Source organism: Parashewanella sp. 2304DJ23-3 (genome assembly GCF_056591695.1).
Genome location: NZ_JBWQOH010000006.1, coordinates 52,842 through 68,220 on the forward strand (window position 1 = coordinate 52,842; position 15,379 = coordinate 68,220).

The 15,379-nt window shown below is 41.6% G+C and carries 11 protein-coding genes; 3 read left to right on the plus strand and 8 right to left on the minus strand.

What is annotated here, in order from left to right:
• Positions 1-225 precede the first annotated feature (225 nt).
• Positions 226-1,077: a DUF2971 domain-containing protein gene (locus tag AC1EU2_RS12525; RefSeq protein WP_480298617.1), complete on the plus strand. Its 852-nt coding sequence runs from the start codon at positions 226-228 to the stop codon at positions 1,075-1,077.
• A 1,029-nt stretch (positions 1,078-2,106) separates the two neighbouring features.
• Here AC1EU2_RS12525 and AC1EU2_RS12530 read toward each other — a convergent pair.
• The 7 genes from AC1EU2_RS12530 to AC1EU2_RS12560 form a co-directional block, all read right to left on the minus strand.
• A complete protein-coding gene (locus AC1EU2_RS12530; RefSeq protein ID WP_480298618.1) occupies positions 2,107-2,862 on the minus strand; it encodes an SDR family oxidoreductase in 756 nt (251 codons plus the stop codon).
• A 10-nt stretch (positions 2,863-2,872) separates the two neighbouring features.
• Positions 2,873-3,778 (minus strand): 3-hydroxyisobutyrate dehydrogenase, encoded by a 906-nt coding sequence (gene mmsB / locus AC1EU2_RS12535; RefSeq protein ID WP_480298619.1) that lies wholly within the window; start codon positions 3,776-3,778, stop codon positions 2,873-2,875.
• A 19-nt stretch (positions 3,779-3,797) separates the two neighbouring features.
• The gene (locus AC1EU2_RS12540; protein ID WP_480298620.1) at positions 3,798-4,913 is read right to left on the minus strand and encodes an enoyl-CoA hydratase/isomerase family protein; all 1,116 of its coding nucleotides are present in this window, start codon (positions 4,911-4,913) and stop codon (positions 3,798-3,800) included.
• Positions 4,913-5,686, minus strand: coding sequence for an enoyl-CoA hydratase (locus AC1EU2_RS12545; protein WP_480298621.1), 774 nt, complete (start codon positions 5,684-5,686; stop codon positions 4,913-4,915). Before AC1EU2_RS12545 ends, AC1EU2_RS12540 begins: the two co-directional genes overlap by 1 nt.
• A gap of 11 nt (positions 5,687-5,697) precedes the next feature.
• Complete coding sequence (locus AC1EU2_RS12550; RefSeq protein ID WP_480298622.1) at positions 5,698-6,855, minus strand: acyl-CoA dehydrogenase family protein; 1,158 nt, start codon at positions 6,853-6,855, stop codon at positions 5,698-5,700.
• A 99-nt stretch (positions 6,856-6,954) separates the two neighbouring features.
• On the minus strand, positions 6,955-8,448 hold the full coding sequence (locus tag AC1EU2_RS12555; RefSeq protein WP_480298623.1) for a CoA-acylating methylmalonate-semialdehyde dehydrogenase: 1,494 nt from the start codon (positions 8,446-8,448) through the stop codon (positions 6,955-6,957).
• A gap of 130 nt (positions 8,449-8,578) precedes the next feature.
• Positions 8,579-9,772 carry an acetyl-CoA C-acyltransferase gene (locus AC1EU2_RS12560; RefSeq protein WP_480298624.1) on the minus strand — a complete coding sequence of 398 codons (1,194 nt, stop codon included), beginning with the start codon at positions 9,770-9,772 and terminating at the stop codon, positions 8,579-8,581.
• Positions 9,773-10,077: 305 nt separating this feature from the next.
• Between AC1EU2_RS12560 and AC1EU2_RS12565 the strand changes: the two genes are divergently transcribed.
• Complete coding sequence (locus tag AC1EU2_RS12565; protein WP_480298625.1) at positions 10,078-10,665, plus strand: Maf family protein; 588 nt, start codon at positions 10,078-10,080, stop codon at positions 10,663-10,665.
• A gap of 65 nt (positions 10,666-10,730) precedes the next feature.
• On the opposite strand, the gene rluC is transcribed toward AC1EU2_RS12565, so the two are convergent.
• Entirely contained in the window at positions 10,731-11,690 is a 960-nt protein-coding gene (rluC, locus tag AC1EU2_RS12570) for a 23S rRNA pseudouridine(955/2504/2580) synthase RluC (RefSeq protein ID WP_480298626.1), read from the minus strand.
• 581 nt (positions 11,691-12,271) lie between these two features.
• Between rluC and rne the strand changes: the two genes are divergently transcribed.
• Positions 12,272-15,379 (plus strand): ribonuclease E, encoded by a 3,108-nt coding sequence (rne, locus tag AC1EU2_RS12575; protein ID WP_480298627.1) that lies wholly within the window; start codon positions 12,272-12,274, stop codon positions 15,377-15,379.

Genomic DNA, 15,379 nt, shown 5'->3' on the forward strand with positions numbered 1-15,379 from the left:
TTAAAACCACGATAAGTCCTAAAAATACAACTTATGGCTTGCGACAGAAGTGCGCACAACGGCAGCTATAATAAACATAATTTTATCTCCCTCAAAATTGTAAGGAAACTAGTTATTTGTTGGTAACAATATGATATTTTATGTTTTTTTAATTAAAAGTAAGTGACTGTAATGAATAATTTTGTTCTCCACTTAATACTTTTGCTAGCACAATAAGGTTGTCTATTGAATATTCCAAAAGAATTATATAAGTATCGTGATTTTGAAAAATATTCAATTTTAAGTTTATTAAGCAAAGGTTTATGGATACCGAAGCCATCTCAACTTAATGATCCTTTCGATGCGCAATTAAAACTTAGCATTACAGATGTAACCTTAAAGCAATTTGAAGACGCATTTTCACAATTTAAAGAAATGTATCTGAAAGATGATGATGCTCCAATTTTCTTAGAAAAATTATTCCAAGATAATAAGCCAAATGATTTTTTAAAGAAAAAAGTCGAAGTATTCTGTGAATTTTGGGAAAAAGAATCAGAAAAAGTAGGTATTTTATCCCTTTCTGAAGATGCCAAAAGCACTACCATGTGGTCTCACTATGCAGATAATCATACTGGTATTTGCATTGGATACGACCCTGAGAAATTATCTCCACAATCACCAAATGGAGCTATAGATTGGCTACGCAAAGTTACCTATATGGAAGAAAGTGAGATTATCAGAAACGCATACTTGCTCTACGCAAAATCTGGTATGGCAAATACCCATGAATCCCTTATGGAACTTTATTTTAAAATGCTATCTGTTAAGTCATTAGACTGGGCTTATGAAAAAGAATGGCGTTTCTTGTGTCCCGATATTGGTGGGCGTGTTTACAACCTAGAAATTGATGCGATAACTAGCGTTACTTTTGGTCTTCGAACGTCGATTGAAACTAAAACTGCAATATCTCACCTGCTGAGGTACCATAATAAGAAAACACACTTCTATCAGATGATTAGGCGTGATCACACAATTGGACTTCAGCGTGTTGGAATGAGTGGTGTTTCTGAATACTGGAAAAAACCATACGAATCATAGTGCTAAAGTGTTTAAACGGACGACTCGAGCAGTTAGTTGGGTTCCAATTTACTACACATTTTAACTACAAATTGTAGTTGTTTAACACAGTATCATAAGCTTAGGAAAAGACTTTGAGCAATTGCCCCTTACTGATGTTGTTGAAAGTCTATTACTTAAAGCTATCAACCTCTTTTTCCAAGAACAAAATCCTACTGACTTTTAGCTTGTAACATTAGAAATCGTATTGCAGTGAATAGTCATTGCCAGCAAGGAATGGGGCATTTATTGAAAGTGCTACGCACTTTATAAGGTCGTGGTCTTTCCAACCACACCGGAGCAAAAAGGGATTCACCAGCAAATCCCTTCTTGCATCATCCCGTGCCGCCCCACAAAGTTAAACATTATTCGTCTTACAGCAAAAATATTCTAACGCTTCCGATGGTACATCCATGTACCTCGGAAGCTAGCGCAGCGTCCATGCTGCGCTCACGATATTTTCACTGATAACTCATAACAACTTTGTCATGGGAACCTTCGTAGCCTGCAAAGTTATCAGATTAATTTAAAGAAAAGTTAGATATCGTTTAAGGGCTGATACTTCCCATCGAAGCTGTTGAAAATATTATTGAATATAAAATGGCGTAAGACCGACATGGACGTCGGTCTAGTCTCAGTGGTACATGGATGTACCATCTGAGGCGTTAGGCATTTATTCAAGAATGTTTGAAACGCCTAGCTTCGTTTGGGCGGCATGGAGAGATCCAAGAGAGGGTTTGCTGTAGAACCCTTTCTTGGTCGGGTTTGGGCTGAATGCCCAAGGTGTTTAAACTTCGCAGAAGTTTTAGCTTTGATTCAAAGCATTACGCTTTGCATCAAAAAGTCACTAGATACTAACTACATGCTGATATGACAATATTAGGCTGTTCTGGAAACTCAAAAGGGGAAGTAGCTGAAGGCTTCCCCTTTTGGCGGTGTGGAGTGCAACTCCACGACTTTAAAAACTTCGAAGAAGTTTAACTTCAGATAATTGATGCAACAGCATCAAAACTACAATCTCAATCCACCATCAATCTCAAACACACGACCATTCACATAATCATTTTCAATGATAAATTGAACAGTAGAAGAAATCTCATCTGCTTGACCTAAACGACGTACAGGCACCATTTGCTCTAAACGTTCTAACGCTTCTGGTTTCATTGCTGCAGTCATTTCAGTTTCAATTACACCAGGAGCAACAGCAGCACTGCGTATACCATGACGAGCTAACTCTTTCGCCCAACCAGTGCTCATTGCAACAACAGCAGCTTTTGAAGCAGCGTAGTTGGTTTGACCAATGTTACCTGCTTTAGCAATACTTGAAATATTGATGATCACACCTTGCTGTTGTGATTCAATCATTGCTGCTGCAGCTTCACGGCCACAAAGGAATGAGCCAGTAAGGTTAACGTTAATCACTGATTGGAATTGAGCCAAAGACATTCTGTCGGTTACTTTGCCTTCTTTCGCTTTTAAAAGCATGCCATCACGTAGAATACCAGCGCAGTTCACCAGCACATTAACTTGGCCTAGATCTTCAAGAATATATTGGAAACCCGCAACAACATCTTCTTCATCTGTAATGTCTAAAGCGTAACCTTGAACTGTTGCAGTACCAAGGTCTGCACAAGCTTTTTCAAGCTTATCTTGGTCAACATCGATAAGTGCCAATTTAGCGCCCAGTACAGCAAAGTTCTGCGCCATTGCAAAACCTAAACCACCTGCACCGCCAGTAATGACTACGACCTTATCTTTTAAATCCATTGGTTGTTCCTTATTCGTTATTTGCTTTAGCAAAAGCGTCAAAAATACTTGAGAAGTCACGACGGCCATTACCTTTACGAGCATGATTAACATACATGCTTCTTGCTAATGCGCCTAGCGGAGTACTTGAATTAGTCAACAGTGCCGCTTCTTGTGATAAACCTAAATCTTTAACCATCAAATCTACCATAAAACCACCTTGGTAGTCGTTAGATGAAGGTACTGATTCCATTACGTTTGGACAAGGATTGTACTTTTCAAGTGTCCAGTTGCCGCCGCTGCTTACTTTCATGATGTCAGACAGCACTTTTGCGTCTAAGCCATGGTCACGACCCAGTTGTAATGCTTCTGAAGTCCCAACCATTAACACTGCTAGTAGCATGTTATTACAAATTTTAGCGACTTGACCTGCACCAGCAGAACCCGCATGGAAAATATTAGCTCCCATTGCATTTAAAACAGCTTGAGATTTATCAAAGGCGTGATCAGAACCACCACAAATAAAGGTGAGTGTTCCTGCCGCTGCGCCTGCTGTACCACCAGACACTGGTGCATCCATGAATTCAACGCCTTTAATCGCTGCCGCTTCTGCAACAAATTTTGCACTTTCAGCATCAATCGTTGAACTGTCTATCAATAGAGTATCTCTGCCAATAACGTCCAGTAAACCTTGTTGACCAGCACTGCCAATGTACAAGCTCTTCACATGCTTGCCCGCAGGTAACATAGTAACAACGGCATCAACATCTGTTGCAGCGTCTAATGCTGTCGCAGCAGCGACGGCACCTTGAGAAACAAGCGAATCAATGGCTGCTGGAACAAGATCAAAAACGTTAACATCAAACCCAGCTTTCAATAAGTTGGCCGCCATTGGGCCGCCCATATTACCTAAACCAATAAATGCAATTTTTTTCATTTTGTTTGTTATCCTTACTTTAAAGCGCAGCTAAAGGGTGCTCTTTCCAAGGTGACGTTATGATCTTTTGAATTAAGTCACTTGGTACTTCAGAGACAGAATTTTGATGCCATTTCGGGTTACGATCTTTATCAATTAATAATGCACGAACGCCTTCATTGAAATCGCCAATAGCCAAACAATTCACACTCACCGCTAACTCCCAACGGAAAACATCTGCAAGCGATAAATCTGTGCCTAATTGAGCTTGTTCAAAAATCAGCTGACAACTGATTGGGCTACCAGAGAGCATTGCCGCTTTTGCACGACTTAGCCATTTTTCATCCGTTTCAAGATCGGTCATGCGTGTAACAATGTCGTTTAAGCTGCCGCTCATCAGGGTGTCGATTAAGCCTTGATTATTAGCAATAACACTTTCACCTTTCGGGAGAGCACTTTTTAATGCAACTTCATGTAATGCCTCATCAAGGTATTGATGATTCATTCCAATATCATCGCCCCAGTCAACTGTGGCTAAGACATCAAACATAGGCTCTTTATCATCATTATTAAGGTAATGATTCGCCATGCCAACATAACAAGCATCTGCAGCGTTCATTTGATAGGCGGTAAAACCTAAAAACAAACCAGACTTACCCGGTGTTCGGTTCAAGAAATAACTGCCACCCACATCTGGGAATAAACCAATTGTCACTTCAGGCATGGCAATTCGAGAAGTCTCAGTAACCACTCGATGACTCGCTCCCGCCATGAGACCAACACCACCGCCCATTACAAATCCATTACCCCAAACCATAACAGGTTTATCAAAGGTGTGAATTAAATGATCCAGTTGATACTCTTCAGTAAAAAACGTCTTAGCAGCTTCAGCAACTTGACCTTTGTTGGCAATTGATGCGTCATAAAGAGCACGAACATCACCGCCGGCACAAAATGCTTTTTCTCCACAACCATCTAAAACAACAAAAGCGATATGAGTATCGCTTTTCCATTTTGTTAACTGTTCGGTCAGCAAACGCACCATGTCCAGAGAGAGCGCATTTAGCGCTTTCTCTGCATTCAGCGTCGCCACACCAATAAGCTTTCCTGACGCTGTTGCTAGCGTTTGAAAACAAACTGATTGTTGGCATGTCATTAGCAGTTTCTCCATTCGGCTTTACGTTTCTCTAAAAACGCAGTTACGCCTTCTTTTTGATCTTCGGTATCAAAAAGCCCGACAAATAACTCTCGCTCTAGTGGTAACGCTTGAGTGCGTGGCATTGTGCGACCCGCTTGAATCAGCTCTTTACACACAGCAACTGAACTTGGTGATTGTTTAGCAACACGTTTGGCCAGTGCAATAGCTGCCTCTAACGATTGTCCTTGCTCAACAACCTCTTCAACTAAGCCTATTTTCTCAGCTTTGGCGGAATCAACACGCTCTCCGCACAGAATCATGCGCTTAGTCCAACCTTCACCGACTAAAGCGGTCAGATTTTGTGTACCACCAGCACAAGGCAATAAACCAACCGTCGCCTCGGGAAGTGCCATTACCGCTTGTTCTTCTGCAATTCGAATATCACAAGCAAGTGCAACTTCTAAACCACCACCCATTGAGTAGCCATTAATTGCGGCAATCGATACACCACGGAATGCGCTTAAAGTTTCAAATGCTTCGCCAAAATGTTTAGCCATTGATGCTGCGTTACCTTTGTCACCGTCAGCAAACAATTTCAGATCTGCACCAGCAGAGAAAAACTTCTCGCCCTCACCCGTAATAACCAATGCGTAAACGTCACGATTATTGTTTAATTCAAGTACGATACTTTTAAGTTCTTGAAGACTTTCCGCTGTCCATGTATTCGCAGGCGGGTTATTCATGGTTAAAACTGCGGTGTTACCTTCAATACGTTGTTTGATATTGCCCATGGCGAAATTCCTTATTTTATTTCTGCAGCAGCTTCGTCTAGTAAGCGGCGACTAATGATTAAACGCATGATTTCATTGGTGCCCTCAAGGATTTGATGAACACGTACATCACGAACGTGACGTTCGAGCGGGTATTCACGAATATACCCATATCCTCCATGGATTTGCAGCGCAGCATCGCACACTTGGAAGCCAATGTCGGTTGCAAAACGTTTTGCCATTGCACAGTAAGCGGTAGCCTCAGGGTCGCCTGAGTCTAATTTAAACGCAGCTAAGCGAACCATCTGACGAGCTGCAACTAATTCTGTTGCCATGTCCGCTAACTTAAATTGTAATGCTTGGAATGCAGCTAAAGGCTTTCCAAACTGTTTGCGTTCGTTCATATATTCAGTTGCACGCTCAAGTGCAGCTTGGGCTGTACCCACTGAACAGGTCGCAATATTAATACGTCCGCCATCTAAGCCTTTCATCGCAAAAGTAAAGCCTTGGCCTTCTTCGCCTAAAAGGTTGGCAACAGGCACACGCACTTCTTCGAATGTGATTAAACGTGTAGGTTGAGCATTCCAACCCATTTTATCTTCGGCTTTGCCGTAGATAACACCATCTGCATCAGCTGGGATTGCGATTGCTGAAATCCCTTTTGGTCCTGCTTCACCCGTTCGGCACATTACGACCAACAACTCAGTTTCACCAGCGCCAGAAATGAACATTTTTGAACCTGAGATGACGTACTCATCACCATCGCGAACTGCTTTGGTTTGTAGTGATGCAGCGTCAGATCCTGAACCTGGTTCAGTTAAACAATATGAAGCTAGCTTTTGACCTGTAGTAAGAGACTCAGACCACTCAGCACGAAAAGATTCGCTGCCCCATGTAGTTACCATCCAAGTCGCCATGTTATGAATGGTCAACATGGCCGTAGTTGCAGTGCAACCTTGGGCAAGTTCTTCGAAAATGATTGATGAATCTAGACGAGATAAGCCCATTCCACCTTCTGACTCTGGTGAATAAAGTGAACAAAAACCAAGCTCACCAGCTTGTTGAATTACGTCTTTAGGAAAATGGTGCTTCTCATCCCACTCTCCAGCAAATGGAGCTAATTGTTCTTGTGAGAATTGGCGGGCAAGATCAGCAAACTGGCGTTGATCTTCATTTAAATTGAAATCCATGTGACAACTCCTGTGTCGTGTCGTCTACTCTCCTCGTCTCGGAGAGACTTCTAAAACGGCAAAGGGCAGAATGCTCTGCCCCAAATATAGTTTTTACTTCTACTTCAACTCAATCGTCATATTCGGACCAGTTGCAATATCTGATTCATACCAACGAGAAGTAATGGTCTTAGTTTCAGTATAAAAACGAACCGCTTGCTTACCGTAAGCATGTTGGTCGCCATAGAAACTGCCTTTCCAACCAGTAAATGAGAAGAATGGTAGTGGCACTGGAATAGGCACGTTAATACCAACTTGTCCTACTTCTACGAAATGCTGATATTTACGAGCAGCTGCACCGCTAGCAGTAAAGATTGAAGTACCATTGCCATATGGGCTTGCATTAACCACTTCAATTGCCTCATCTAATGAGCCGGCCGTCATACAACAAAGCACAGGCCCAAAGATTTCTTCTTTGTAGATACTCATGTCAGTAGTAACATCAGAAAATACAGTTGGACCAACCCAGTTACCTGACTCATAACCTTCAACAGTAAAATTACTGCCATCAGTTAAACAAGTTGCACCTTCAGCTTTACCTTGCTCAATCAGCGTTAACACGCGCTCTTTAGCTGCAGGGCTAATAACAGGGCCATAAGCGGCATCTTTATCATTCCATAATCCAGGCTTAACTTTAGCAATTGCTGCATTAACTTCAGGGATCCATTCTGCCGCTTCACCAACAAAAATAGCGACTGAAATCGCCATACAACGCTGACCAGCTGCGCCTACAGAAGCACCTACAAGGTTATTAATAACTTGCTGTTTATTGGCGTCAGGCATAATTACGCAATGGTTTTTTGCACCAGCAAACGCTTGAACCCGTTTTAGGTTATCTGTACCCGTCTTATAGATGTATTGACCTACACCTACAGAGCCGACAAATGAGATTGCTTTAACGTCTTTATGTTCAAGCAGTACATCAACCGCCGTTTTATCGCCATGAACCATTTGCAATACGCCTTTTGGCGCACCTGCTTCTTCGAACAGTTCAACAAGACGCTGTGGTGTCATTGGATCTTGCTCAGAAGGTTTCAAAATAAAAGTGTTACCACAAGCAATAGCAAGCGGGAACATCCAAAGTGGGATCATCGCAGGGAAGTTAAATGGTGTAATACCCGCACAAACGCCTAAAGGCTGAGTGTAGCTGTAGGTATCAATCGAACGTGCAACGTTCTCAACTGTTTCGCCCATCAATAAAGATGCAACATTACAAGCGTGTTCAGCGACTTCAATACCGCGCCAAACATCACCTTTTGCATCATCAAAGGTTTTACCCGTTTCTTGCGCTAAGATTTCAGCAATTTCGTCGTGATGCTCTTTTAATAGGTGTTGATAACGAAGCATGACACGAGCACGCTCAGATACAGGAACTTCTTTCCATGTAACAAATGCTGCTTTTGCACTTTCAATTGCGGTTAAGACTTCAGTCTCAGTTGCTGCATTTACCACAGCAATCGTTTCATTATTTGCAGGGTTAGTGATTGCAATTTCCTTGCTGCCTTCACCTAGAGTAAATTCACCATCAATATAGTGCTTAACTTGAGTTACCATCTCACATTCCTATTTGTTGAAATACAGTAGCTAACGAGAGGTTAGCTACATTGAGCTTTTATTATTATTTTCGCTCGGGATTTATTTAAGTACCTGACCATAAATTTCTTAAGATTTTATCGTCAGGTACTTACTCGACTTCAATTGCCATTGCTGTAGCTTCACCGCCACCGATGCACAATGATGCAACACCACGGGTTAAGCCACGGTTTTTAAGTGAATGAATCAAAGTCACAAGAATTCGAGTACCAGAACATCCAATTGGGTGACCTAAAGCACAAGCTCCACCATTAACGTTCACTTTTGCTGAATCTAAACCAAGTTCAGAAATTGCCAACATCGTTACCATTGCAAACGCTTCATTGATTTCGTATAAATCAACAGAATCTTTACACCAACCTACTTTGTTCATTAAATCCATCATTGCACCAACAGGAGCCGTTGTGAATTTAGCTGGTTCTTGAGAGTGTGTTGTATGCGCTTTAATAGAAGCTAAAACATCTAAATTCATTTCTTTCGCTTGAGCACGAGTCATAACCATCACTGCGGCGGCACCGTCAGAAATAGAACTTGAGTTTGCTGCAGTGATAGTGCCATCTTTCGCAAATGCTGGACGCAATGCAGGAATTTTATCAGGGCGAGCATTACCTGGTTGCTCATCAGTATCAACAACGGTGTCACCACGACGAGATGTCACTGTTACTGGCGTAACTTCGTTTTTAAATGCACCAGAGTTGATAGCTGCGTTAGCCTTCTCAAGTGAACTTAATGCAAATTCATCCATTTTTTCACGAGTGATCCCAAACTCATCGGCAGTTTTTTGTGCAAACGTTCCCATTGCTCCGCCAGTATAAGCATCCTCAAGACCGTCAAGGAACATATGGTCCATAACTTTGCCGTGCCCCATACGCATGCCGCCACGAGCTTTGTCTAGCAGATATGGCGCAGCACTCATGCTTTCCATTCCGCCAGCAATAACGATATTCGCACTGCCTGCTTTCACAAGATCGTGGGCCAACATGACCGTTTTCATTCCTGAGCCACACACTTTATTAAGCGTTGTAGCGCCAACAGATAATGGTAGTTCTGCACCTAATGTTGCTTGACGAGCAGGAGCTTGCCCAAGCCCCGCAGGTAAAACACAGCCCATTAATACTTCATCGACCTTGTCACCAGCAATACCTGTCTCGTCGACCAGTGCTTTAATTGCTACAGCACCCAACTTAGGAGATGGCACACTTGAAAGCGAACCTTGAAAACCACCCATTGGGGTTCGTTTAGCTGAAACAATCACGATATCTTGGTCAAGTTTTTCCGAACTCATTATCTACTCCAGTACCTTTAACTCAGCATTCTGCTTAAATAAGTTATGCTTCATGAACAAACTTTGCACATGAATTTTTATTCTAATGAGCATAATGTGACGTTTACGCTAACGTAAAGCAAGTACTAATTGGTCTAATCAGCCGTTTTTGGTGTTTTTTTTGTCAGATTATATTTACATCAGATTATTTAAATCCGAATGCATAAAGTGAACTTCGGTCCATAATTAGGCGTAAAAATCGAGAATTCACTTGCTTATAAGAATCACTGAAAACACAATGAGGCACGTTTAAAGTTATATAAAAAATGATGAAACAACTTATCCTCGCTTCGAGCTCTGAATACCGCCAAGAGCTGTTAAATAAGTTACAGCTTCCTTTTACTTCTGTTTCACCAGATATTGATGAAGCACCTCAACCTGACGAAACATCTATTCAACTCGTAGAAAGGCTTGCAATCCAAAAAGCTAAAGCCGGTGCAATGATGGTTGATCCTGCGAGCGCTCTAGTTATCGGTTCAGATCAAGTAGCAGTGATTGATGGGAAGATTATTGGTAAACCATTAACGGTTGAGAAAGCCATTGAACAGCTCAAAGCTGCGTCAGGCAAAAGCATCACTTTTTATACCGGACTTTGTGTGTTTGATAAGCAGACTCTTGATCACAAATCACTAGTAGAACCTTTTACCGTTCATTTTAAAAAATTGTCCGAAGATCAAATCATTAATTATGTTGATAAAGAGCAACCACTTTGGTGTGCAGGGAGTTTTAAAAGCGAAGGTTTAGGAATTGCGTTATTTGAAAAGCTTGAAGGTGATGATCCAAATTCATTAGTTGGATTACCTTTGATTAAGCTAATTGAGTTATTGAAAGCGTTTAATTTTCACGTTTTATAGCGTCGATAAACTGGCCTGAAAATTTCAGGCCATCACCTTTCCTCCGTCTGACGACGGTACCAACATCAAGCTCTTTTCAATTTAGATAAAACTGCATCTAAATCATCATCTATTTTTGCTTGAACGATCTTTCGTTCTTCAGTGTCTGGATGAGTAAATTCCAATTGGGCAGCATGCAAGAATAAACGGCGTAAGCCCTGCTCTCTCATCGAGTCATCAAACTTAGCTTCACTGTACTTTTCATCGCAAGCAATTGGGTGACCTGTATACTGACAATGAACACGAATTTGATGTGTGCGTCCAGTCAAAGGGCTAGCTTTAACTAAAGTCGCACCTTGATACTTTTGTACAATTTTAAAACGAGTTTGCGATTGCTTTCCTTCAGCATTTACGCGCACTATACGTTCACCTGATTTTAGCGTTATTTTTAACAGCGGCGCATTAATCAACTTATCGCTCTTTTGCCATTCGCCTCTTACAAGTGCAAGATAATCTTTCTGCATTAATTTTTTACGCAGTTGGTCTTGCAGATGTTTAAGTGCACTTCGCTTTTTGGCAATCAATAAAATGCCAGACGTTTCCTTATCAAGGCGATGGACGAGCTCAAGGAACTTTTGTTGAGGTCGTAAACTACGTAATGCTTCAATAACACCATAATTAATCCCACTACCGCCATGAACAGCAATACCTGACGGTTTATTCAGCGCAATAAGGTGCTTATCTTCGTATACAATACGGTCTTCTAACTGAGTTACTTTCGCTAACTTCGGCGATGGTGCATTATCTTGGTTCGATTGCGATACTCGCACAGGCGGAACTCGAACTATGTCGCCTATTTGCAATTTATATTCAGGCTTAATGCGTTTTTTATTAACTCGCACTTCACCCTTGCGGATAATGCGATAAATCATACTTTTCGGTACACCTTTAAGTTTAGTGACCAAAAAGTTATCTATTCTCTGCCCTTCGTTATCTTCATCAATCGTGACAAAATGGACTTTTACGGCTAATTCTTGTGTTGTCATTGGAAATTCATCTGTATCTAATGCCGATATTGTACAAGATTTTCTGCTTTTGATTGCTGAATTTTTCAATTATTGCTATATTTCACTATTGGAAAGCAGTAATAAATGAAAATAGACTATTTTAACTGCTGAGCCGCGCGTGGTTCTTAGATAAAAATTCATTCAACAAGGTGGCAACTGATTGAGTTGCAAGCTTTATAGTGATCAAACTTTAAAATACATTGATTAAAAGCCAAACCTGAGACTGAAACCATAAAATCATGGTTTATCTGTAAGACCCACAAGAATTTGAACAATATTTTAACTGGTTATCAAACAGTTGTGTTCGATTCGGCATTATTGGAATATTACCCAGAATTTATGACAACGATCGACAAACAAAGAAACTCGTCGGTCTACAGAAATGACAACATAAATGAGTAACTTAAGGTAGCGACACGCAGCGATTGCGTCTTACAGACATCTTGCGCACCTATTACTAGCCTGTTGACCAAGCCGTGAGGTTTATATTTTTACACCAGGCCCATAATGCGATCTAACGCAGTGTTTGATGACCCATTAAATAGAAGAATGACGTCATCATGAAACGTATGTTAATTAATGCAACTCAATCGGAAGAGTTGCGCGTTGCCCTAGTTGATGGGCAACAGCTGTATGACCTAGACATTGAAAGTCCTGGTCATGAGCAGAAAAAAGCGAATATTTACAAAGGCAAAATCACCCGCGTAGAACCTTCTCTAGAAGCTGCATTTGTTGATTATGGCGCTGAACGCCATGGTTTCCTTCCTTTAAAAGAAATTGCTAAAGATTACTTTCCAAAAGGATATACTTTCCAAGGCCGTCCAAACATCAAAGAAGTGGTGTCAGAAGGTCAAGAAGTTATCGTACAAATTGATAAAGAAGAGCGTGGAAACAAAGGCGCTGCACTTACTACCTTTATCAGTTTGGCTGGTTCTTATTTAGTATTAATGCCAAATAACCCTCGTGCGGGCGGCATTTCACGCCGTATCGAAGGTGATGAGCGTACAGAGCTTAAAGCTGCACTATCACAATTAGACATACCACACGGTATGGGCTTAATTGTACGTACTGCTGGTGTTGGCAAAGACGCTGAAGAGCTAAAGTGGGATTTAAATGTTCTCCAGCACCACTGGAATGCCATTAAAGAAGCGGCAGATTCAAAACCTGCACCATTTTTAATTCACCAAGAAAGTAACGTTATTGCTCGTGCAATCCGTGATTACTTACGACGTGATGTTGGCGAGATTTTGATTGATCATGCTCGTATCTATGAAGAAGCAAAACAACATATTGGTTTAGTTCGCCCTGACTTTGTAGAGCGTGTTAAACCGTATAAATCTGAAGTGCCTCTATTTACGCATTATCAAATTGAATCTCAAATTGAATCAGCGTTCCAACGTGAAGTTCGTTTACCTTCTGGTGGTTCAATAGTAATCGATCCAACCGAAGCATTGACTTCTATTGATATCAACTCCTCTCGTGCAACGAAAGGCGGTGATATTGAAGAAACCGCATTAAATACAAACCTTGAAGCAGCCGATGAAATTGCTCGTCAATTACGTCTTCGTGATTTAGGTGGCCTAGTTGTTATCGACTTTATTGATATGACACCAGCGAAGCACCAACGCGAAGTTGAAAACCGTCTACGTGATGCCGTTCAGCATGACAGAGCGCGTGTTCAATTAGGCCGTATCTCACGCTTTGGTTTGATGGAAATGTCACGTCAGCGTTTACGCCCTTCTCTTGAAGAATCTGCTGCTAACTTGTGCCCACGCTGTCATGGTCAAGGTACTATCCGTGGTACTGAATCTTTAGCGCTTTCTATCTTACGTTTAATGGAAGAAGAAGCGATTAAAGAAAACACCAAACAAATTGAAGCTATCGTCCCAGTTGACGTAGCAGCCTTCCTGTTGAACGAAAAGCGTAAAGCGATTCGTATCACTGAAGAACGCCATGGTGTTGATGTTTATGTAATCCCAGATTCACATATGACTACTCCGGACTACAAAGTAGTTCGTCTTCGTAAAGATGAAGAAGTTATTGAATCAAGCTTCAACCGTACAGAAAAACCTGAGTCAAAACTTTACGAACCTCGTAAATTAGAGCGCGAAACAGCTGCTCAACCAGCACTTAAAGGTTTCAGTGCACCGAAGCAAGCGCCTCAAACAATAAAACCAGCAAAAGCAAAACCTGCTAAGAAAAAAGATTCTGAAAGCAAAGGTCTATTTGCCTCTCTTGTTTCTGCCATCACTAGCTTATTCAGCAGTGAAGAAAAACAGCCAGAAAATAAATCAAAATCTGGTCGTAAACCACAGGACAGAAACCAGCGCCGCAACAACCGTCGCAATGACAAACGTCGTCCTCGCAATAATGAGGCGAGAGACAACGAGTCTTCTGAAAATCAAGAGCGTAAAGAACGCACGCAACGTAACGCCAAATCTGAAGCTAAAGCTCGCCAACCGAAAAAGCAAGCACAAGAGCCTAAGGAAGAAGCTGTACGCGAACGTCGTCAACGCAGAAAGATGCAGAAAAAAGTACGTGTTAACAACGAGCAGCAAGAAGAAGCATTGTTAGCAAATGCTGAAACTGAAGTTCAGGCAACTGAGCCATCAAAAGCAGAGGTGAAAGAAAAACCGGCGAAGAAAGAAGCGAAAGAAACTAAGCCTCGTCAAACTCGTCGCAAGCCAAAAGCAAAAACTGAAGCAAAAGAAATTGCTGCAGAGCAAAAGGTTGAAGCTGAAGCTACAGCTGATGAATCAAAAGTTGCAGTTGCTGATAAAGAACAAGCTATTGTCGAGCAAGAAGTTCAGCCTACTAATACTGAAACGAAAGTAGATGAAGTTGGCACTCAGGACGTTGTTACAGACAATCAAGTTGACGAATCAGAAGATAAAGAGCCTACTCGCCGTAGTCGTCGTAGCCCTCGTCATTTAAGAGCGGCAGGTCAAAAACGTCGTAGAGATGAAAAACCAGCTCAGTCAGAAGATGCGCCAGTATTTGAAGCTCACGAAGAGATGCCAATCACCTTCGATTTCGAACAATTAAATAGTTCAGAAGCAGCAGAAACTACTGAACAGCCAGCTCAAGCAGAATTATTTGTAGAAACTGAAGCGAAAGCCACAGAAGATACGGTAACCGAAGTTGAATCTAAAACTGCTGAAAAGCCTAAAAAACCTGCAAGAAAGCCAAGAGCTAAAAAAGCTGACAAACAGGAAGAGCCTAAAGCGGTTGAAGCACCAACAGAAGACAATGCTCCAGAAACTGAAGTGACTCAAGACGTTGTTGCAACGGAAACTCAACCTGTCGTTGCTGTTCACGACGAAGGTGACTCAACAGTAGCAGAAGCAACTGCTGACGATGTTCAACCTGTTGAGAAACACGAAGAGGCACTGCAAGAAGACATTATTATTGTTGAGCCTGTAAAAACAACTGAAGCTAAAGCTGAAAAGCCAGCTAGAAAGCCAAGAGCTAAAAAGAAAGTTGTTGCTAAGGCTTCAAGTCGTTTTGAGACAATGACAAGCTCAGATACGAAAAAACCTGAAGTAATGCCTAAGCGAGACATTGAAACACCAAAAGGACGTGTTTACGAACGTTCTGAAGTTGAGGCCGCACCAAAAGATCGTGCAGTAAACCGTGCACAATCTGAAATGGCGAGTCCTCAGATTTAA

What these genes read in the sequence shown, in the direction of transcription:
- AC1EU2_RS12540 (WP_480298620.1), bottom strand. Translation starts at nt 4,913, where the DNA reads ATGACATGCCAACAATCAGTTTGTTTTCAAACGCTAGCAACAGCGTCA.
- AC1EU2_RS12565 (WP_480298625.1), top strand. Translation starts at nt 10,078, where the DNA reads ATGATGAAACAACTTATCCTCGCTTCGAGCTCTGAATACCGCCAAGAG.
- AC1EU2_RS12545 (WP_480298621.1), bottom strand. Translation starts at nt 5,686, where the DNA reads ATGGGCAATATCAAACAACGTATTGAAGGTAACACCGCAGTTTTAACC.
- AC1EU2_RS12555 (WP_480298623.1), bottom strand. Translation starts at nt 8,448, where the DNA reads ATGGTAACTCAAGTTAAGCACTATATTGATGGTGAATTTACTCTAGGT.
- rluC (WP_480298626.1), bottom strand. Translation starts at nt 11,690, where the DNA reads ATGACAACACAAGAATTAGCCGTAAAAGTCCATTTTGTCACGATTGAT.
- mmsB (WP_480298619.1), bottom strand. Translation starts at nt 3,778, where the DNA reads ATGAAAAAAATTGCATTTATTGGTTTAGGTAATATGGGCGGCCCAATG.
- AC1EU2_RS12550 (WP_480298622.1), bottom strand. Translation starts at nt 6,855, where the DNA reads ATGGATTTCAATTTAAATGAAGATCAACGCCAGTTTGCTGATCTTGCC.
- rne (WP_480298627.1), top strand. Translation starts at nt 12,272, where the DNA reads ATGAAACGTATGTTAATTAATGCAACTCAATCGGAAGAGTTGCGCGTT.
- AC1EU2_RS12560 (WP_480298624.1), bottom strand. Translation starts at nt 9,772, where the DNA reads ATGAGTTCGGAAAAACTTGACCAAGATATCGTGATTGTTTCAGCTAAA.
- AC1EU2_RS12530 (WP_480298618.1), bottom strand. Translation starts at nt 2,862, where the DNA reads ATGGATTTAAAAGATAAGGTCGTAGTCATTACTGGCGGTGCAGGTGGT.